We start from the raw sequence: 18,406 nt of genomic DNA on the forward strand, positions 1-18,406 counted from the left end.
GGCCTCCCGCTAGCATCAAAAGAAAACGGGACGAATGCTCGTTAACCTAAGTGCTTGCTGACCTGGGCGAATGCGACGGCTATCGAGTGGAAGAGGACAAGCGGCTATGCAGATTGCTTCAGATACGGCGGCCGGAGCGCAGCCCGCGGAGCGACCCGCGGGTGCGAGCCCGGTGCCCGAGTACGCCGCGTGGCGCAAAGGTGTGGCCGGGGTGCTTGCGAAGGCCCGCAAGGTCGACGCGGCCGATCTTCCGGAGGAGCCCGAGACGCTGCTCGCGGAAACCACGTATGACGGGCTGACCATCGCCCCGCTCTACACCCGGCGCGACGAGCGGCCCGAGCAGCCGCTGCCCGGCGCCTTTCCATTCGTGCGGGGTCGTGACGCGACCCGCGACGTCCACCAAGGCTGGTATGTGAGCGCCACGGTCGGCGCGAGCGACGGTGCGGCGGCGAACCGGGAGATCCTGGCGGGTCTGGACAGCGGGATCAGCGCGGTCCGGCTCGGCGTAGGTGCGCGAGGTGTCCCCGTGGCCGAGGTGCCCACGGCGCTGAACGGGCTGCTATTCGAGTTGGCGCCGCTGACGGTGGACGCGGGTAGCGACGTCACCGCGGCCGCGGCTCAGGTTTTCGGCGTCCTCGACAGATATCAACTGCCGGTGCGTAAGGATATTCAGGTCGGGCTCGGTGCGGCCCCGTTCACCAGCGGCTTCTCCGGTGCCGACGACATCGACCTGACGCAAACACTCGCGCTCGCCGCAGCGGCGATCGCACGGGCCGAGACGGTGCGGGCAATCACTGTGGACGGCACCGTCTTCCATGACGCCGGCGCCTCCGATGCCCAGGAGCTCGGTGCGGCGGTCGCCGCCGGACTGGCCTACCTGCGGGCTTTGACCGAGGACGGCCGCGATATCGCGGATGCGCTGGGACAGGTGGAGTTCCGCTTCGCCGCGACCGACGACCAGTTCGCCACCATCGCCAAATTCCGTGCGGCCCGGCAACTCTGGGCCCGCGTCGCGCACGTGTGCGGTGCACCCGCATTCGGCGGGGCGCCACAGCACGCCGTGACCTCGGCCGCCATGATGACCCAGCGCGACCCGTGGGTGAACATGCTGCGCACCACCCTCGCGGCATTCGGCGCCGGTGTCGGCGGCGCGGACACGGTGACGGTTCTGCCGTTCGATTCGGCGCTGCCCGCGGGTGAGCTCGACGTCTCGAAGTCCTTCTCCGACCGCATGGCTCGCAACACCCAATTGCTGCTGCTCGAGGAATCGCACCTCGGTCACGTTCAGGACCCGGGCGCCGGTTCCTGGTACGTCGAAGACCTCACCGCCGCGCTCGCCGTGAAGGCGTGGGAGTTCATGCAGGAGATCGAGTCTGCGGGCGGCTACCGGTCGGCGCTGGAGTCCGGTCTGCTCGCCGAGCGTATTGCTGCCACCAGGGCGGCCCGGGATTCCGATGTCGCACACCGCAAGACGGCCGTTACCGGCGTGAACGAGTTTCCGAACCTGGCCGAAGCGCCGCTGTCGGAAGCCGCGCGACAGGAGGCGGCGATCGCGCGCTACGGAGCGCGGTTCGAGGCATTGCGCAATCGATCGGACGCGTACCTGGCCGCAAAGGGCGCGCGGCCGCGTGCGCTGCTGGTGCCGCTGGGGTCGGTGGCCGAGCACAATGTGCGGGTCACTTTTATCGCCAACCTGCTGGCGTCCGGTGGTATCGAATCGATCAATCTCGGTCCGCTGGAGGCGGCCGGGATCGGCACGGCGGCAACGGAATCCGGTGCCACTATCGCGGTGCTGTGTGGCTCGGACAAGCGTTACGGCACCGACGCGGGCGCGGCCGTCGACGCATTGCGCGCCGCCGGAATCGAGACGGTTCTGCTGGCCGGATCGGAGCAGGCGGTCGCGGAGTTGAGTGGCGCGCAGCGCCCGGACGGTTATCTCGCGGCCCGCATCGACGCGGTCGCTGCCCTGTCCGGCCTGCTGGAGAAGGTGGGAGCCTGATGACATTGAGTGGAATCGAACGCCAGGAAACCGAGCACGTGATCGGCAGTTTCGCCGACGTGCCGCTGGCCGAGCGTCCGGCGGAACCCGCCGCGGTGGATGCCGCGCAGGTCGACGCCTATGTGCGCGCGGCCGCCGAGGCCAATACCTACACACCTGAGCAGCTGGTCTGGTCGACGCCCGAAGGCATCGACGTGCCACCGGTATTCACCAAGGCTGACCGGGATGCCGTTGCCGCCGAAGGGTATCCGCTCGACAGCGTGCCGGGTATCGCGCCGTTCGTGCGCGGCCCGTACCCGACGATGTATGTCAACCAGCCGTGGACGATTCGCCAGTACGCGGGCTTCTCCACGGCCGCGGACTCGAATGCCTTCTACCGCCGCAACCTGCAGGCCGGCCAGAAGGGACTCTCGGTCGCCTTCGACCTGGCCACCCACCGCGGCTACGATTCCGATCATCCGCGCGTGCAGGGTGACGTCGGAATGGCCGGTGTCGCCATCGATTCCATTCTCGATATGCGCCAACTGTTCGACCACATCCCGCTCGACCAGGTCAGCGTGTCGATGACGATGAACGGCGCGGTGCTGCCGATCCTCGCGCTGTATGTCGTTGCGGCAGAAGAGCAGGGCGTCGCGCCGGAGCAGCTGGCCGGAACCATTCAGAATGACATTCTGAAAGAGTTCATGGTCCGCAATACCTACATCTATCCGCCCAAGCCTTCGATGCGGATCATCTCCGACATTTTCGCCTACACCAGCTCGAAGATGCCGAAGTTCAACTCGATCTCCATCTCCGGCTACCACATTCAGGAAGCCGGTGCGACCGCCGACCTGGAGCTGGCCTACACCCTCGCCGATGGTGTCGAGTACATTCGCGCCGGCATCGACGCGGGTATGGAGGTCGACAAGTTCGCGCCGCGGCTGTCGTTCTTCTGGGCGATCGGCATGAACTTCTTCATGGAGGTCGCGAAACTGCGAGCGGGCAGGCTGCTCTGGAGTGAGCTGGTCGCGAAGTTCGAGCCCAAGAGCGCGAAATCGCTGTCGCTGCGTACCCATTCACAGACGTCAGGCTGGTCGCTCACCGCGCAGGACGCCTATAACAACGTGGCGCGTACCTGCATCGAGGCGATGGCGGCGACTCAGGGCCACACTCAGTCGTTGCACACCAATGCCCTCGACGAAGCGCTCGCACTGCCGACCGACTTCTCCGCCCGCATCGCGCGCAACACCCAGCTGCTGATTCAGCAGGAGTCCAATACGACCCGGCCGATCGACCCGTGGGGCGGTTCCTACTACGTCGAATGGCTTACCCACCAGCTGGCCAACCGCGCTCGCGCGCACATCGCCGAGGTGGAAGCCCACGGCGGTATGGCGCAGGCGATCGGCGAGGGCATCCCGAAGCTGCGCATCGAGGAGGCCGCCGCCCGTACCCAGGCGCGCATCGATACCGGCCAGCAGCCGGTCATCGGCGTCAACAAGTACCAGGTCGAAGAGGACCAGCAGGTCGAGGTTCTCAAGGTCGAGAACTCGCGCGTGCGCGCCGAGCAGATCGAGAAGCTGCAAAGGCTTCGCGCCGAACGTGATTCGGCCGAGGTCGAACGCGCGCTCGCCGAATTGACCCGCGCCGCAGCCTCTTCGGAGGGTGGGATGCAGAACAATCTGCTCGCGCTCGCCATCGATGCCGCGCGCGCCAAGGCCACTGTCGGCGAGATCTCCGCCGCGCTGGAGAAGGTGTACGGCCGCCACCAGGCCGAGATCCGTACGCTGTCCGGTGTGTACCGCGATGAGGCCGGGAAGGTGACCAACATCAGCAAGGCGATCGATCTCGTCGAGGAATTCGCCGACGCGGAAGGCCGTCGTCCCCGCATCCTCGTCGCCAAGATGGGCCAGGACGGTCACGACCGAGGACAGAAGGTGATCGCCACGGCCTTCGCCGACCTCGGCTTCGACGTGGACGTGGGCCCGCTGTTCCAGACCCCGGAAGAGGTGGCGCAGCAGGCGGCCGACAACGACGTGCATGTTGTCGGTGTGTCCTCGCTGGCGGCGGGTCACCTCACGCTGGTGCCCGCCCTTCGGCAGGCGCTGGCCGATGTCGGACGACCCGACATCATGGTCATCGTGGGCGGTGTCGTCCCGCCCGGTGACTTCGACGAGCTCTACGCGGCGGGCGCGGCGGCGATCTTCCCGCCCGGCACTGTCATCGCCGACGCGGCGATCGATTTGCTGAAGAAGCTGGCCTCCGACCTCGGTCACGAGATCGGCGTCGGCACGGTGGATGCAGCCAGCGCCGAATGAACAAACGCGTCATCGATGTAGACGCGCTCGCCGAGTCGGTCCGCAAGAACGAGCGGGCCGCCTTGGCGCGGGCGATCACGCTGGTCGAGTCGACCCGGGCCGACCATCGGGACCTGGCGCAGCAACTGTTGCTCCGGCTGACTCCCGATGCGGACACCGACAACGCCACGGTGTCTAATCGTGTTGGGATAACCGGTGTTCCGGGTGTCGGCAAGTCGACATTCATCGACGCGCTAGGCATGGATCTGCTCCGCAATGGGCATCGCGTCGCGGTACTCGCCGTGGACCCGTCCTCCACGCGAACCGGCGGCTCGATCCTCGGCGACAAGACCCGTATGGCGCGACTGTCCTTGGAGCGCAATGCTTTTATCCGGCCGTCTCCGACCGCGGGCACGCTGGGCGGGGTCGCCAAGGCGACTCGCGAAACCATGGTGCTGCTCGAGGCCGCGGGCTACGACGTAATCCTGGTGGAGACCGTCGGCGTCGGCCAGTCCGAGGTGACGGTCGCCGATATGGTCGATGTCTTCTGCTTCCTCACCCTGGCCCGCACCGGAGATCAACTGCAGGGCATCAAAAAGGGTGTGCTCGAGCTGGCGGATCTGGTCGCGGTGAACAAGGCCGACGGCAAGTACGAGATCGAGGCCAAGGCCGCGGCCCGTGAACTGGCCGGTGCCTTGCGCCTCATCCATCCGCGCGACGCGCTGTGGCGCCCACCGGTTCTCACCATGAGCGGGCTGGAAGGCCATGGCCTGGACAAGTTTTGGGACACGGTCCTCGAACATCGCCGAGTCCTCACCGACGCGGGTGAATTCGACGAGAAGCGCCGCCGTCAGCAGATCGACTGGACCTGGACCATGGTTCACGATCAGTTGTTGCGCCGTCTCGCCGACAACCCGAACGTGAAAGCTATTCGCGCGCAGGTGGAAAAGCAGGTTCGTGAAGGCACGCTGACCGCGGCGCTGGCCGCGGAAGAACTGTTGCGCGCCTTCGACGACAACTGAGCCGATATCGTCGTGGGCTCCACCCCACGACGATGTCGCAGACCGGTCAGTGCGAGTCGTACACCCGCGATAGTGGCCATGTGAGGTGCCGCGAATCTTCTCGCCGTTCCAATGAGCGGATCGACCGGGCGCTGGCCGATCCGACTCGGTGTGACTGCGGGAGCCGTTATCCAATATCGAACAGCCGTGCGGCATTGTGATAGCAGACCTGGCGTAACCAGGCGTCACCGAGTTCGAGCCGTTCCAAGGCTTGGATCGAATGACCATAGGAGTACGGGATATTCGGGAAATCGCTGCCGAAGAGTATGCGGTCGCCGAGGTCGATCAGTCTGGCGTACTCGGTGGTGGGAAAGGGTGCGTCGGCCTCGCTGAAGTCGGTCCACACCATAGTGGTGTCGAGACGGACTCCGTCGTGGGCCTGTGTGAGATCGAGGAATTGGGAGTATTCAGGGGTGCCCATGTGCGCGATGACGAGTTGCAAGCGCGGGAAGCGTTGCAGCAGAGCGGCAATGGGCTCAGGGCCGGTGTATTCGCCGGGTGCCGGACCCGACCCGCAGTGGATGACGACGGGGATCTGCGCGTCCTCGATCATCCCCCACACCGAGTCGAGTAGCGGGTTTCCGGGATGGAAGCCACCGACCTGAATGTGCACCTTGAAGATCCGGGCGCCCCGCTCGATCGCCGCCTCGACATAACTCGCGGCGTGTGGCTCGGGGTAGAAGGTCGCGGTATGCAGGCACTCCGGCGTGCGCTCGGCGAACTCGGCGGTCCATTCATTGAGCCAGGCCGCCATGTCCGGCTTGTGTGGATAGACCAGAGAGGTGAAGGCGCGAACACCGAAGTCGCGCAATGTCTTCAGCCGGACCTGCTCATCCTCGCGGTAGGCGATCGGCCAGGACCTGCCGATCAGCGGGCCGGCGGAATCGAAGTACGCCCACACCTTGCGCATCACCTGATCCGGCATGAAGTGTGTGTGTACGTCGATGATTCCGGGCAGCTCGAGTCGCGTCCGGAAGTCGGCGAGGTAGCTGTTGTCGTCTATGTTGGTGCTGGTCATTCACGCATCCTTTGGTGCCGCTGGTGGGTAGACTTCCATGGCGAAGTCGCCGACTCTGGTGATCATCCGGTCGAAGAATTCAGCTGGATCGGTGCCGATCACTATGTCCGCGTTAGGTTCCCGGCCCCACATGCCCGCCCAGTCCGCGACCGTGGTCGCGCGGGTCAGGGCGCCGGTCAGTTCGACATCGACCGTCGCGGGCCGCAGGCGCGCCAGCGCGGGATCGAGCGCTACGGCGGCTGCGAACGGGTCGTGCATATGCGCGAGATAGCCCTGGTCGTAGTGGCGGTGGAAGTCGAAATAGAACCGCACCGCATCGGTCAGGTATCGCACGATGGGATTACTCCCCGCCGACCTCGCTTCCGGCGGATCGGTCTCCGATACGACCTCCACCGGCTGGCTGCCCGCGCGTTCGGCCAGCAGCGCAAGGTGTTCGGGCCGCATTTCGATGGTTTCGGTGATATCGAGAGCGCACACGATGGGGCGACGGTCCGGCGGAGCCGAGGAGAAGGCGTCGAAGACCTCCTTAGCTGCCTCGGGGTCGACGTGCACGTTCCACTCATTGGTCGGTGTGGTGTTGCCCGGATGGTTGAACGCGCCGCCCATGATCACCAGGCGTCGCAGTAGCCGCGGCAGCTCGGGCTCCAGACGCAGCGCCAGTGCGAGATTTGTCAGCGGCCCGGTACACAGTCCAACGATCCGGCCAGGATCCTCGCGAACCAGATCTACCCACAGCTGTGCCGCCGAACGAGCAGACAGCGGTCGCTCCGACTCCGGGAGTTCGGCATACCCGACGCCATGGGGGCCGTGCGTGTCCTCGGTCGTGCGCAAGGGGATGGCCAGCGGTTCGGCGGCGCCGAGCGCGACCTCGATATCGGGTGCCCGGCACACATCCAGCCAAGCAAGGTTATTCGCCGCCACCCGGGGTGCGGGCACATTTCCCGCGGTAGCGGCGATTCCCGCGATCTCGGCCTCCGGTGAGGCCAGCAGATAGAGCAGCGCGAGAGAGTCGTCGATCCCGGTATCGACATCCATGATGATCCGCTGGCGCACCACCCGAGAGTAGCGAGGTGCGCTCGGGAGGTGCGCTGGTGGCTCAATACGACGGCAACTCGTAGTCGTCGGTGTCGGTCATCATCTTCAGCATGACTGGTCGCAATGGAGGTGAGGTCATCAATCTCGCCGCGCCACGGGCCAGGCGGGTGCCGATGCGTGAGGTGGGTAGCATCATTTTGATGCCGCCGCCCGGCAGCTCCTTGGCCTTGTCGAGGAAGGGCTTGACGATCGCCTCATACCGTGCTTGAGCGCCCGCGAGATCGTCTGGGGTGGCGGCGATTTCGGCCGCGAGAATATAGCCGCCGACAATGGCCATAGCGGTGCCCATGCCAGTCATCGGGGAGCCGCAGAAGCCGGCATCGCCGAGCAGGGTCACCCGGCCCGCGGACAGTGCGGGCATATCGACACGAGCCAGTTCGTCGAAATAGAAGTCCGGTGCGGCGGGCATCGCGGCGAGCACGGCGGGGGCCTCCCACCCCGCGTCGGCGAGCATCTCACGTATGAGGCCCTGTTGGGCGGCGACATCGCGACGCAACCGCGGGTCGGCGTCGGTACGCAGCGTGATGATCGCCTTCGAGGTGGCGGGGTCGGAATCGGGGCGGATTCCGACCGCCGCCCTCGGCACGCTGTGCATGATGAACCAGCCCGGCTCGAGCCCGGCCGGGGTCGGGATGGTGAAGAACGACGTGTAGCCGCCGAGGTAGGTCGCGAACTGTTCCTCCGGGCCGAACGCCAGCCGCCGTGTTGCCGAGTGCACCCCGTCGGCACCGATTACGAGATCGAAGCGTTCGGTCGCGCCGGAGGCGAAGGTGACTTCGATCCCCGTGTCGTCGGCGCACAGGTCCTCGATCCATTCGCTGTAGCGGTAGCGGAGTTCGCCTCCCGCACTGGCGATTTCGGCAAGCAGGACCGCGTTCAGATCGCCGCGGGTGATCTCGATTTCGGCGACCGGCCCCTTGCCGTCGAACATTTCGGCGGGCATGCGGGCGAACTCGCGGCCGTTCTTGTCGACATGGGCCATACCGCGCTCATCGAGTTGATGCTTGCGGATGCCCGGCATGAGCCCCATCCGTTCGGCCACCTCGCGGCTGGGACCACGCAGATCGACGGCCTGGCCACCGGGCCTCGGCTCGGCCGCGCGTTCGACGACTGTGGTCCTGATACCGGCTCGCAGTAACTGCAGTGCCACGGCGTTGCCCGCGATCCCGCCGCCGCTGACCAGGACGTGCGGGGAGGTGGTGGTGCTCATGTTCTACTTCCCATCTGAAGTACGTTTGTCTTAGACGTATGTGTAACACTCGATTAGAACATCTGTCTAGTACAAATGTCTAAGACGTTGTAGCGTGTGAGTTATGGGAAACCGAGAAGATCTATTGGCGGGAGCACGTAAGGCCATCATGGAACGCGGTGTAGCGAAGACCACCGCGCGCGACATCGCCACCGCCGCGGGAGTGAGCCTGGCCGCGATCGGCTACCACTTCGGGTCGAAGGAACGGCTGATCACCGAGGCGCTCGCGACGGCGGTCGGCACCGGAATCGGTGACGGTATGGTCGCGATGATCCTGGAGAACAGCGATAAGCCCCTGCTCATGGCGTTCGCGGCCATGTGGGACGGTATGTCGACAGTGTTCGAGGAAAACCGCGAGGGAATGCTGGCGAGTATGGAGAACCTGGTTCGCATCACCCGGTTGCCGGAGTCCGACACCTTCATGACCGAAGCCCTGTCCGGCGCCTACGAAGACCTCGGCAAGGCGTTGCGGGAAGCACATCCCGAACTGGACGCCGACACCGCTCGCGCCGTCGGCGAGCTGTATTTCGTCCTCGCACAGGGCCTCGGCGTGCTGTGGATGATCACCCGCGGCGACAATCTGCCCGACGGTGCCCGGCTGGGCGAGGCCATCGCCGCCATAGCCGGATCGGCGCTGTCGACCTGAGAGATGTTCCGGTCAGCGGGTGCGGACCGGCCATCGGGGAGTGTCGCTGCCGTAAGGCGGGGCGGGCCAGGCGTAGTCGGGGTATTCCGCCAGGGCGGGTGCGGCGGTGACGACGGTGCCGTGCGTTACGGCCCAATCGGGTCGCGGCTCGGCGGCGCGTGGGTGATCGGGTGTCCGTTCGGGCATGGCAAGTAGCCAGGACGCGGTGCGCGCGAGCGCGACTCGGACATCGCGCCCGATTCCGTCGGAGGCCCGGGCAACCAGTGCGTCGACGACACCGGCGGCGAGTAGATAGCCGGAAGCGTGATCGAGCGCTTGCGCGGGCAGGGCGCCGGGGAGTGCTTCGGCACCTTCGAGGATCGAAATCCCCGTTGCCGCTTGGACAATGGAATCGAAGCCACGGCGCTTGCCCCAAGGACCCGATTCGCCCCACGCGCTCACCCGGCCGTGGATTAGTCCAGGGCGGGTGGCGGCGGTGACTCCGGCGCGTTCCAGCGAACCCGGCCGGTATCCGGTGATCAGGACGTCGGCCGATGCCAGCAGTTCGTTGAAAACCGCCAGTTGGGTGCGCAGGTCGAGCAGTGTGGATCGCTTGCCCTGACAGCAATCGGCATACTGCCATTCGATCTCCGGCAGCTGCGGCGGATCGATCCTCAGCACCTCCGCACCGAGCAACGCCAACGCACGGGTCGCAACCGGTCCGGCGATAACCCTGGTCAGGTCGAGCACCCGCACTCCGCGCAGCGGCTGCAAAGGTGTTGCGCCGCTCGTAAATCCAGGTTCCGCGCGATCATCACGTGTCTCGACCGCCACCAGCGGCCCGGCTGCGGCGGCTTGGCCTTCCGGACTCTGCGCCCACTCTTGCTCGGTGCGAAGGCGGACCGCGACAGCGCCCGTTGCGGCGGCGCGGTCCTCGATATCGCAGGCTCGCGTCATCGCCAAGTGCGCGACGGCCAGATCGACCGGAGTGTCGGCGGGCAGGTCGAGCGCGGCGAGCAACCGCGCTCGATGGTGCGGATAGTTCGCATGGGTGCGTACCCAGCCGTCGAAGGTAGGGAAGAAGCCGGACAGGTCCGCGAACTGTGCCGGAGGTTGCCCTTGCATGCGCAGTAGGCGGTCACTGCGGAACGCGGCGCAGATGCGGTCGGGGTCCAGCCGGAAGGATACGGTGTCCAAGCCGCGCGCTGTCCGCATACGATTCGCGGCGGCGTTGAGTGCGGCCACCGATCCGGCGGCCAACGAGGGAACCGGCAGTGTCGCGACCAGGTTGCTACCAGAATCGAAGGCCGGGATGTTGCCCGATGCGGTGACTCCGATGCCGGCCTCGTAGTCGCGGATTAGCTGTTGGTGCGCGTTCACGGCATCGAGAGTAGTTGTTGACCGGAAGTAGTGTGCGGCACGCTGATGAAGGGCGGGTCGCTGCGACGGGTTCGAGGGATAGGGAGATATCGGTGGGTGCGACCATTGTGGCAACGGACTGGTTGCGAGTGCTGCGGCCGGAGGCCGGCGCCCTGCACCAAATGCTGTGCTTTCCGCCGGGCGGTGGAACCGTCAGCGCATACCGGTCGCTGGCCGCGAAGCTCGGCGCCGGCGTCGCCGTTGCGGCGGTGCAGTATCCAGGCAGACAGGATCGCCTGAGTGAGCCCGCGATCGGGGATATCGGCACCCTCGCCGATCGGATCGCCGCGCAGGTCCTTGGTCAGGGCCGGGTCGAGCGACTGTCGCTGTTCGGCCACAGCATGGGCGCGACGGTGGCGTTCGAAACCGCCCGACGCCTCGAGCGCGCCGGGCAGCCGGTGACGACGTTGTTCGTATCCGGTCGTCCCGCACCGACTTTCATAGAACCGAGCCGACTGCATCTCGCCTCGGACGACGCATTGATCGGTGACTTGGAACGACTGGCGAACGATCCCGCGTCGGTGGCGATATTGCGCGATGAACCCAGCCTCGCCGAGCTGGTACTGCCTGCGGTCCGCAGCGACTATCAAGCCGTGGAAACCTATGTGTATCGCGACGGTGATCCGCTGGTAGGGAATATCGCGGTGCTGGTGAGTACCGAGGATCCCACTGTGACACCGCAGCAGGCGTCGCAATGGCGCGAGCACACTCGCGCCGGCTTCGCCGACGCGGTATTCCCGGGCGGCCATTTCTATCTGGACGAGCATGTGGCCGACGTCGCGGAGTTCATCACGGCAACCCTGGCGCGTGCGGGTGGCCCGGCCTGAGAACGGTTCCCTGTGCGTGATTTCGGCCCGTCGATCGGGGGCTAGGTGGAAGGGCGGACGCGGTGGTGTCCGCGCTGACGCGTCAGCCATATCAACCCGGCCCACGACAGCACAATGCAGGCCACGACCAGCACGCGTACCAAACCGAGCGCGCTCTCCGGGTAGATGACGCCGGTCAGGTAGTGGTCGATGAATCCGCTCGATGGCAACCCGGCGTCGCCTGCTCGTAGCCGTGCCCAGTTCTCGAGATAGGTGAGCGGACAGGCGAAGCCGAACAGCACCGTGCTGAAACCCCAGCTGACGGCGAGCACGTGCAGCCAGACGGTGCGTGGCCATCGCCACGCGATGAAACCGCCGACGACAACGTAGGCGACGAACGCGAAATGCACGGCGGCGGTGACGTCGACGAGCAGTTGGTACGGCACACGTCCAGTTTAGTTGGTCGCCGGTCGGTGACCGGCCGTCTTCACCAGGGTGAGGGCTGGTAGTCCTTGAGGAAGCAGCCGTGCAGGTCGGTCCCGTTTTCGCCCTGCACGATCGGGTCGTAGACGCGGGCGGCGCCGTCGACCAGGTCCAGCGGTGCGTGGAAGCCCTCTTCGGCGAGGCGCAGCTTCGTGTAGTGCGGTCGCTCGTCGGTGATCCAGCCGGTGTCGACGGCGGTCATCAGAATGCCGTCTTCCTCGAGCATTTCCCGGGAACTGGTGCGGGTCAACATATTCAACGCGGCCTTGGCCATATTGGTGTGCGGGTGGCCAGGACCCTTGTAGGCGCGGGAGAACTGGCCCTCCATGGCGGACACGTTCACCACGTACTTGCGACGCGCTGGGGCGGCGGCCATGGACGGGCGCAGCCGGGAGACCAGGATGAAGGGCGCGACCGAATTGCACAGCTGCACTTCGAGCAACTCGGTCGGATCCACTTCGGCGACGGTCTGCACCCAGCTGTTGGTATGCGCGAGGTCGGGCACCAGCCCGCCCGCGTCGATGGCGACGCCCTGCGAAATACGTTCCGGTGTGGCGGATCCCGCGACCAGAGCCAGCTCGGCGACATCGGCGGCGGTCAAGCTCGGGGCGAGCGAGGCGGTCAGCGCGGTCGGGTGGGCCTGCATGGTCTTGCCGAAGGTCACGAGTTCGGGCAGCGTCCCGGCGGGCAATGGCCCAGTTTCGGCGTCGACCAGCGCGCTGTAGGCGCCGGGGGAGCGTCGCACGGTCTGCGCGGCGTTATTGATGAGGATGTCGAGAGGGCCCTGCGCGGCGACGTCGTCGGCGAGGGCTACCACCTGCGCCGGATCGCGCAGGTCGATACCGACGATGCGCAGCCGGTGCAGCCAATCGTCGCTGTCGTCCATGGCCGCGAAGCGGCGGATAGCGTCATTGGGGAAGCGGGTCGTGATGGTGGTGTGGGCTCCGTCGCGCAGCAGCCGAAGCGCGATGTACATCCCGATCTTCGCGCGGCCACCGGTCAGCAGCGCGCGCCGGCCGGACAGATCGGTGCGGGCATCGCGCTTCTCGTGGCTGCGCGCGGCGCATTCCGGGCATAGCTGATGGTAGAAGGCGTCGACCCGGGTATAGCGCTGCTTGCACATATAGCAGGGCCGTGGCCGCAGCAACGTGCCGGCGCTGGCGCCCGCGGCATTCGAGGTCAACGGTATGCCCGCGGTCTCGTCATCGATCCGGTTCGGCGATCCGGTCGCGGTCGCGGCGACGACCGCGCGGTCCGCCTCCGCCACCGCGTTCTTGGCCTCGGTGCGACGACGCAGCTTGAGCTTCTTGAACATGTGCCCGACAGCGCGCTGCACGGCGATCGAATCGGGATCCTGCTTGTCCAAACGCCCCGCCTGATCGAGCACTCGCAGGCAGATTGCCAGCTCGGCCGGGTCGATGGCCTGGGTTTCGGGCGAAGTCGACACGGTGTTCTCGGCCATCGGAATGCGGGTTTATCCTTCGTGAACTGGGGCGGGGTCGCGTCTATTGTCGCATCGACGCCCGAGCCGGTCGGCGCGGGTGGTCGCGGCCGGCCGGACTGCCCGGCACCCCTTCCGGTCGGCAATCACAGCCGACCCGCTCGGCCGAGGTCGGCCACCACGCCGCCTCCACGATCCCGGCGCAATCGCGATTTTCCCGGTCGAGGTTGTATCGCCCCCGAGAGGGTCCCGCACGCAGCAAGTCGTACTGTCGGTGCGGAAATCCTTCCGGCTGCGCCAAGGGTGCCGTTATATCAATCACCGATCTCTGGCTGGGTGACGCACGGCTGCCGCGCCCGCAGCAGACCGTCGAATATGCCCACTATTGGGAATGGTTGATCCTCGGTAGGACGGGCCGAACGGCCGATCAGTTTGCCGAACGAGTGAGGATACGATGTCGCGGTTCGCAGGTCACCCGGCAATCCGGGCACTCGACTGTCGGATGTCGCGATGACTGGTACGCCTCCTCCTGGGCGCTGGGTCGTCAAGCTGGACCCTCCTGCTCATACAACGGCGGGATTTCGGGGAGCCCTGGCCACGTACAAGAAAATTATTCAAGACTTGGCGGATCAGATGTCGACGGGCAACCCGTCGGGGGCCCCGAAAGTGCTGAAGGAGCTCAGCGAGGAGGGTCTTGTCGATTCGCAGACTAATGGAGCGATGGCCAAAGATTACTCTGAGCGCCTCGGAAAGGTAGACGAGGTAAAAAAGGGGTTGGGCGACATGGACAAGGATGTCGATTTCTCAACCTTTGACGTGGCGGGAATCGTGAGTACCACCTTGTCCAAGTGTAAAGAGTGCGTGAAGCCCGCACAGGATGCCTTGAAGACTGCGCCCCCGCCGAGTGAAAAGACGGGCTTCGTTTCACGCGACTGGGAATCGCGGATGCTCGATATTGCGCTCAAAGCCCTCGTCAATGTGGCCGAAGCGATCCAAGGTGCGTCCGACGAGATCCTCGCCCATGCGGAGAAAATCACCGGTGCGTCTCCCATGAGCGATGGTTCGCGGCCCCTCAATACGGCTGCCGCCTCTGCTGGTGGCGGCGGAGGAGGTGGGTACATGCCCAGCTACCCGGCGTCGAGTTCGGGTGGTGGTGGCGGCTACGCGTCACCGATTTCCACTGCCGGCAATTATTCACCGGGTCCTCCGGCGAGGGGCGATTACAAGGATTACCCAGGCACTCCCCTCGTTGACAGCGCAATCAAGGAAGCATTCGAGTACTACTTGAAAGAACATGTCCCGGCGGATGACCCCTTGCGCACAAATAAAGCGGTGCACGACGCGGCCCTTCAGAACTGGCTGGACGGTTATCGTGTCCTGACCAAGAGAGAATCCGATTACAATCCCAATGCCATGAATAATTGGGATATTAACGCCGAAAACGGAACTCCGTCGGGCGGGCTGGCACAAGTCATCAAGCCCACTTTCGATTCGAACCATGTCAACGGAACCTCGACTAATATGCTCGATCCGGTAGCGAATATCGCCGCTAGCATGGAGTACGTGACGAAGCGGTACGGCGTCCATCCCGACGGCAGCAACTTGGCGGCAGAAGTTCAGCAAGCACACCCGGGCGCTTCGGCGAAAGGCTACTGAACGCGACACCCGTCCATTGTTGACATCATGCCAATAGTGCTGGAATCTGAGAGCGAGGAGTCGGCACCGAGGCCGATCCGACGTGAGCAAAGGATTCGACGATGGCGCGCGCCGCGTGGAGTGATGACGAGGTCGAGGCCGTACGCGACCTAGCCAAGACGTTCTTCGAGAAGGAAGTCGTTCCGCACGAGGAGAAGTTCGTCGCCCAGGGGCATCCCGACCGGGCGCTCTACAACCGGGCCGGTGAGCTCGGTCTGCTGTGTGCCGCGATCCCGGCCGAATATGGCGGTGGCGGCGGCACCTTCGCGCACGAGGCCGCCATCATCGAGGAACAGGCGTTCGCCGGGGATGGTTCCATGGGCATCCCGGTGCACAGCTCGATCATCGCGCCCTACCTGAACGAGTTCGGCTCCGAGGAACTCAAGCGGCGCGTGCTACCCAAGGCCGCCAGCGGCGAGATGGTGCTTTCGATCGGCATGACCGAACCGGGTACCGGCTCGGACCTACAGAACATCACTACTCGCGCGGTGCGCGAGGGCGACGAATACGTCATCACCGGCTCCAAGATCTTCATCACCAACGGCTGGCTCTGCGACGGCATCATCATCGCCGTCAAGACCGACCCGACCAAAGGTGCCGCGGGCGTGTCCCTGATCTTCGCCGAAGTCGGCGCGGACACCCCGGGCTTCACGCGCGGCCGGATTCTGAACAAAATCGGTGGCAAGGCTCAGGACACCGCCGAACTGTTCTTCGACGGCCTGCGAGTGCCCGCGTCCAACCTGCTCGGCGAGGCCGAAGGGCAGGGCTTCTATCAGATGATGCAGTTGCTCGCCCAGGAGCGACTGGTCACCGGCGTCATCGCGGTAGCGATGATGGAGAAGGCGGTCGGGCTTACCGTCGACTACACCAAGCAGCGCCAGGCGTTCGGTAAGCCGCTGTATGCCATGCAGAACACCAAGTTCGAATTGGCCGAGTGCGCGACCATCGCGAAGGTGAGTCGCACCTTCCTCGATGACTGCGTCGTCAAGCATCTGCGCGGCGAACTCGATATTCCCACTGCTGCGATGTCGAAGTACTGGTTGACCGACCAGCTCGGTATTGTGGTCGACCGCTGCCTGCAACTGTTCGGCGGCTACGGCTACATGACGGAGTATCCGATTTCCCAGCTCTACACCGGCGCTCGTGTGCTGCGCATCCTCGCGGGCAGCAACGAGGTGATGAAGGATCTCATTGCCCGATCTCTCTGAAGTCCGGCGTGAGACGGCCTCGTCGGCGCAATCGGGCGCCGAGGAGGCCCAGCCACGCAGGCGCAGGCTCGAGCCCGACGAAAGGCGTGCGCAAATCCTCGCCTGCGCGATCGATATGTTCGGCGAACGACCGTATGCGGCTGTATCGACCGCGGAACTGGCCCAGCGGGCCGGGGTCGCGCGCGGTCTGATCAACCACTACTTCGGCAACAAGCGCGACCTGTATCTGGCGGTGGTGCGCCGGATGGTGACGCTGCCCAGGCTCGACGACATGGTGGCACCGAGCGGCACCGATCGGGAACGTGTCGACGCAAGTGTGCACTGGCTGCTCGATGTCATCTCCGAGCACGGCAGTACCTGGGTGAAGGTGACCAGCCACGAAGGCGTCGGCAATGATCCCGAGGTACAGCAGATCCTCGATCAAGCCGACGACGCGGCCGCCGAACGAACACTGCTGATGGTCGGACGCGCCGATTCCGCACACGATGCGCAATTGCGCGCCATGGTCCGCGCATTCGGCGGTTTGGTGAAAGTGGCGGGCCGGGAATGGATCACGCGTGGCACTCTCACCCGAGACCAAGTGCACGAACTCCTCGCGGACATGCTGCTGACGCTCGTGACCGAAACAATGCCGAAGGTGGACCGCAGGCGTTGAGCCGGGTCGACTAGCCCGTCAGGCCCCTGGTGGGGGCAGCGCCGAGTCGCAACTGCTCGGCGCTGTAGCGCACGGCCGCGATATGTCCGGGTGCGTGCCCGTGCCTGCCGTACTTCAGCTCGATCACTTCCTCGCGACGATGTTCGACGATCAGTGCCGCTATTCCGACGATCCAGAGTGCGGCGGTCGCTACCGCCCCGATCTGCGCCCAACCGGTGAACCCGGATCCCGCCGCGGTGAGCGTGCACGCTATTCCGACAATGCCGAATGCGCACAGGATCAATCCGGGCACGTTGTAGTTGTCCAAAAGCAGGTCGCCGGCCTGCGCGTGCCACGGCCGTTTTCGCGTCGAATCTTTGGCACCGAACATGGATCCTCCCTGCATGAGTCCCGCGCGGTAGGTTCGTGCGTTATGTGCCCAGCATGACCCTCCGGGGGGCGTTGCGCGAGAGGTCTATGCGCGTTTGTTATTTCGCGCTGCCAGTTCGCGTCGCACCGGGCATTATTACGCTTTGGTGACGGCCGATAGGACATTCGGGCTGAGATGGTGGCTTCGAGCAGAACGAGGTCCCGCGCGAGTGGTGATGTGAGAGGGACCTGGCATGGTACGGACGGAACGCCGGGAGGCCGAGCGATGGCCGCAGACGCAGCAGGAAGGTCACTGGTCGCAGCCAGAGCCCGACGACCGCTGGGAAGAGGAGGAGTCACCGGAACGCCGCGCTGACCCGGAATACGAGGGGCGCAGGCGGACCGGTCGGCTGCGGGTAGAGGTCCCGCCGATTATCAATCCCTATTCCGTGGTGGCGTTGGTCGCGGCGTTGGTCGGATTGTTTCCGGTCGCGATCGTGTTCGGTCTAATCGCTTTCAGTCACCCCCGCGGCAAGACCATGGCATTCTTCGCGCTGCTACTGGGAATTCTGGAAGTGGTCGCGGTGGCGGGGATTGTGTTGTTGAACAGCAATCTTTTTCCGGATGTCGTTACCCGCGCGGGAAAGACGGCGGCGATATCGGCGAGTCCTACCGCCGCGGTGCCACCCACCGTGGCCGATACGGCCCTGACCACTCCCGTTCCGAAACCGACATCGGCGGCGGTCTCGAGCACCACGGCGGCCAACCCGGGTGTGGTGAAGCAGGCAACGGCATGCACCGACACCCAAGCGGGACTGATCGCGACGACGGCCGAGGGCAGCACGTTGCTATGCCTATCGGGTGGCGGTTCGAGCGGCCCATACAAATGGGCAGGCCCCTTTACCGTGGCGTCCACGGTTGCCGAAGTCGGTGGGAAATGTGATTCGACCGGCGCGAAGAGCGCCCGCACCGCCGACGGCCGGGCCCTGGTTTGTGAGGGACGCGCCTGGGCGGTGTGGATCACCGAGTGA

16 protein-coding genes are annotated in these 18,406 nt (G+C 65.4%); 9 read left to right on the forward strand and 7 right to left on the reverse strand.

Features of this window, described 5'->3' with window-relative positions:
• The first annotated feature begins 106 nt into the window (after positions 1-106).
• The 3 genes from LKE06_RS23360 to meaB are packed head-to-tail and all read left to right on the forward strand — an operon-like array spanning position 107 to position 5,294.
• Positions 107-1,999, forward strand: coding sequence for a methylmalonyl-CoA mutase family protein (locus LKE06_RS23360; RefSeq protein ID WP_228001500.1), 1,893 nt, complete (start codon positions 107-109; stop codon positions 1,997-1,999).
• Positions 1,999-4,293, forward strand: coding sequence for a methylmalonyl-CoA mutase (gene scpA / locus LKE06_RS23365; protein ID WP_255649634.1), 2,295 nt, complete (start codon positions 1,999-2,001; stop codon positions 4,291-4,293). Before LKE06_RS23360 ends, scpA begins: the two co-directional genes overlap by 1 nt.
• On the forward strand, positions 4,290-5,294 hold the full coding sequence (meaB, locus tag LKE06_RS23370) for a methylmalonyl Co-A mutase-associated GTPase MeaB (RefSeq protein ID WP_228001501.1): 1,005 nt from the start codon (positions 4,290-4,292) through the stop codon (positions 5,292-5,294). The genes scpA and meaB overlap by 4 nt, the downstream gene beginning before the upstream one ends.
• A gap of 166 nt (positions 5,295-5,460) precedes the next feature.
• On the opposite strand, the gene LKE06_RS23375 is transcribed toward meaB, so the two are convergent.
• The 3 genes from LKE06_RS23375 to LKE06_RS23385 all read right to left on the reverse strand — a co-directional run bounded on the left by LKE06_RS23375 (position 5,461) and on the right by LKE06_RS23385 (position 8,656).
• On the reverse strand, positions 5,461-6,351 hold the full coding sequence (locus tag LKE06_RS23375; RefSeq protein ID WP_228001502.1) for an amidohydrolase family protein: 891 nt from the start codon (positions 6,349-6,351) through the stop codon (positions 5,461-5,463).
• On the reverse strand, positions 6,352-7,386 hold the full coding sequence (locus tag LKE06_RS23380; RefSeq protein WP_228001537.1) for a nucleoside hydrolase: 1,035 nt from the start codon (positions 7,384-7,386) through the stop codon (positions 6,352-6,354).
• A 61-nt stretch (positions 7,387-7,447) separates the two neighbouring features.
• Positions 7,448-8,656 (reverse strand): FAD-dependent monooxygenase, encoded by a 1,209-nt coding sequence (locus LKE06_RS23385; protein ID WP_228001503.1) that lies wholly within the window; start codon positions 8,654-8,656, stop codon positions 7,448-7,450.
• Positions 8,657-8,759: 103 nt separating this feature from the next.
• On the opposite strand from LKE06_RS23385, the gene LKE06_RS23390 reads away from it, so the two are divergent.
• Positions 8,760-9,341: a TetR/AcrR family transcriptional regulator gene (locus LKE06_RS23390; protein WP_228001504.1), complete on the forward strand. Its 582-nt coding sequence runs from the start codon at positions 8,760-8,762 to the stop codon at positions 9,339-9,341.
• A 12-nt stretch (positions 9,342-9,353) separates the two neighbouring features.
• On the opposite strand, the gene LKE06_RS23395 is transcribed toward LKE06_RS23390, so the two are convergent.
• On the reverse strand, positions 9,354-10,700 hold the full coding sequence (locus tag LKE06_RS23395) for a CoA transferase (protein ID WP_228001505.1): 1,347 nt from the start codon (positions 10,698-10,700) through the stop codon (positions 9,354-9,356).
• A gap of 92 nt (positions 10,701-10,792) precedes the next feature.
• Here LKE06_RS23395 and LKE06_RS23400 point away from each other — a divergent pair, with 92 nt between their 5' ends.
• Positions 10,793-11,566: a thioesterase II family protein gene (locus LKE06_RS23400; RefSeq protein WP_228001506.1), complete on the forward strand. Its 774-nt coding sequence runs from the start codon at positions 10,793-10,795 to the stop codon at positions 11,564-11,566.
• 41 nt (positions 11,567-11,607) lie between these two features.
• Here LKE06_RS23400 and LKE06_RS23405 read toward each other — a convergent pair whose 3' ends face one another.
• Both LKE06_RS23405 and LKE06_RS23410 read right to left on the reverse strand, forming a co-directional pair.
• Complete coding sequence (locus LKE06_RS23405; protein WP_228001507.1) at positions 11,608-11,991, reverse strand: DUF2784 domain-containing protein; 384 nt, start codon at positions 11,989-11,991, stop codon at positions 11,608-11,610.
• A gap of 41 nt (positions 11,992-12,032) precedes the next feature.
• On the reverse strand, positions 12,033-13,490 hold the full coding sequence (locus LKE06_RS23410; protein WP_228001508.1) for an SDR family NAD(P)-dependent oxidoreductase: 1,458 nt from the start codon (positions 13,488-13,490) through the stop codon (positions 12,033-12,035).
• Between the two features lie 489 nt (positions 13,491-13,979).
• Here LKE06_RS23410 and LKE06_RS23415 point away from each other — a divergent pair, with 489 nt between their 5' ends.
• The 3 genes from LKE06_RS23415 (at position 13,980) to LKE06_RS23425 (ending at position 17,027) form a co-directional block, all read left to right on the forward strand.
• Positions 13,980-15,125: a transglycosylase SLT domain-containing protein gene (locus LKE06_RS23415; protein WP_228001509.1), complete on the forward strand. Its 1,146-nt coding sequence runs from the start codon at positions 13,980-13,982 to the stop codon at positions 15,123-15,125.
• Between the two features lie 101 nt (positions 15,126-15,226).
• Positions 15,227-16,372: an acyl-CoA dehydrogenase family protein gene (locus LKE06_RS23420; RefSeq protein WP_228001510.1), complete on the forward strand. Its 1,146-nt coding sequence runs from the start codon at positions 15,227-15,229 to the stop codon at positions 16,370-16,372.
• The gene (locus tag LKE06_RS23425; RefSeq protein ID WP_255649635.1) at positions 16,356-17,027 is read left to right on the forward strand and encodes a TetR/AcrR family transcriptional regulator; all 672 of its coding nucleotides are present in this window, start codon (positions 16,356-16,358) and stop codon (positions 17,025-17,027) included. The genes LKE06_RS23420 and LKE06_RS23425 overlap by 17 nt, the downstream gene beginning before the upstream one ends.
• A gap of 10 nt (positions 17,028-17,037) precedes the next feature.
• Here LKE06_RS23425 and LKE06_RS23430 read toward each other — a convergent pair whose 3' ends face one another.
• Complete coding sequence (locus LKE06_RS23430) at positions 17,038-17,397, reverse strand: hypothetical protein (RefSeq protein WP_228001511.1); 360 nt, start codon at positions 17,395-17,397, stop codon at positions 17,038-17,040.
• Positions 17,398-17,629: 232 nt separating this feature from the next.
• Between LKE06_RS23430 and LKE06_RS23435 the strand changes: the two genes are divergently transcribed.
• A complete protein-coding gene (locus LKE06_RS23435) occupies positions 17,630-18,406 on the forward strand; it encodes a DUF4190 domain-containing protein (protein ID WP_228001512.1) in 777 nt (258 codons plus the stop codon).

It is taken from the genome of Nocardia australiensis (assembly GCF_020733705.1).
In the GTDB taxonomy this organism is placed as follows: domain Bacteria; phylum Actinomycetota; class Actinomycetes; order Mycobacteriales; family Mycobacteriaceae; genus Nocardia; species Nocardia australiensis.

What these genes read in the sequence shown, in the direction of transcription:
- LKE06_RS23360 (WP_228001500.1), top strand. Translation starts at nt 107, where the DNA reads ATGCAGATTGCTTCAGATACGGCGGCCGGAGCGCAGCCCGCGGAGCGA.
- scpA (WP_255649634.1), top strand. Translation starts at nt 1,999, where the DNA reads ATGACATTGAGTGGAATCGAACGCCAGGAAACCGAGCACGTGATCGGC.
- meaB (WP_228001501.1), top strand. Translation starts at nt 4,290, where the DNA reads ATGAACAAACGCGTCATCGATGTAGACGCGCTCGCCGAGTCGGTCCGC.
- LKE06_RS23375 (WP_228001502.1), bottom strand. Translation starts at nt 6,351, where the DNA reads ATGACCAGCACCAACATAGACGACAACAGCTACCTCGCCGACTTCCGG.
- LKE06_RS23380 (WP_228001537.1), bottom strand. Translation starts at nt 7,386, where the DNA reads ATGGATGTCGATACCGGGATCGACGACTCTCTCGCGCTGCTCTATCTG.
- LKE06_RS23385 (WP_228001503.1), bottom strand. Translation starts at nt 8,656, where the DNA reads ATGAGCACCACCACCTCCCCGCACGTCCTGGTCAGCGGCGGCGGGATC.
- LKE06_RS23390 (WP_228001504.1), top strand. Translation starts at nt 8,760, where the DNA reads ATGGGAAACCGAGAAGATCTATTGGCGGGAGCACGTAAGGCCATCATG.
- LKE06_RS23410 (WP_228001508.1), bottom strand. Translation starts at nt 13,490, where the DNA reads ATGGCCGAGAACACCGTGTCGACTTCGCCCGAAACCCAGGCCATCGAC.
- LKE06_RS23415 (WP_228001509.1), top strand. Translation starts at nt 13,980, where the DNA reads ATGACTGGTACGCCTCCTCCTGGGCGCTGGGTCGTCAAGCTGGACCCT.
- LKE06_RS23420 (WP_228001510.1), top strand. Translation starts at nt 15,227, where the DNA reads ATGGCGCGCGCCGCGTGGAGTGATGACGAGGTCGAGGCCGTACGCGAC.
- LKE06_RS23430 (WP_228001511.1), bottom strand. Translation starts at nt 17,397, where the DNA reads ATGTTCGGTGCCAAAGATTCGACGCGAAAACGGCCGTGGCACGCGCAG.
- LKE06_RS23435 (WP_228001512.1), top strand. Translation starts at nt 17,630, where the DNA reads ATGGTACGGACGGAACGCCGGGAGGCCGAGCGATGGCCGCAGACGCAG.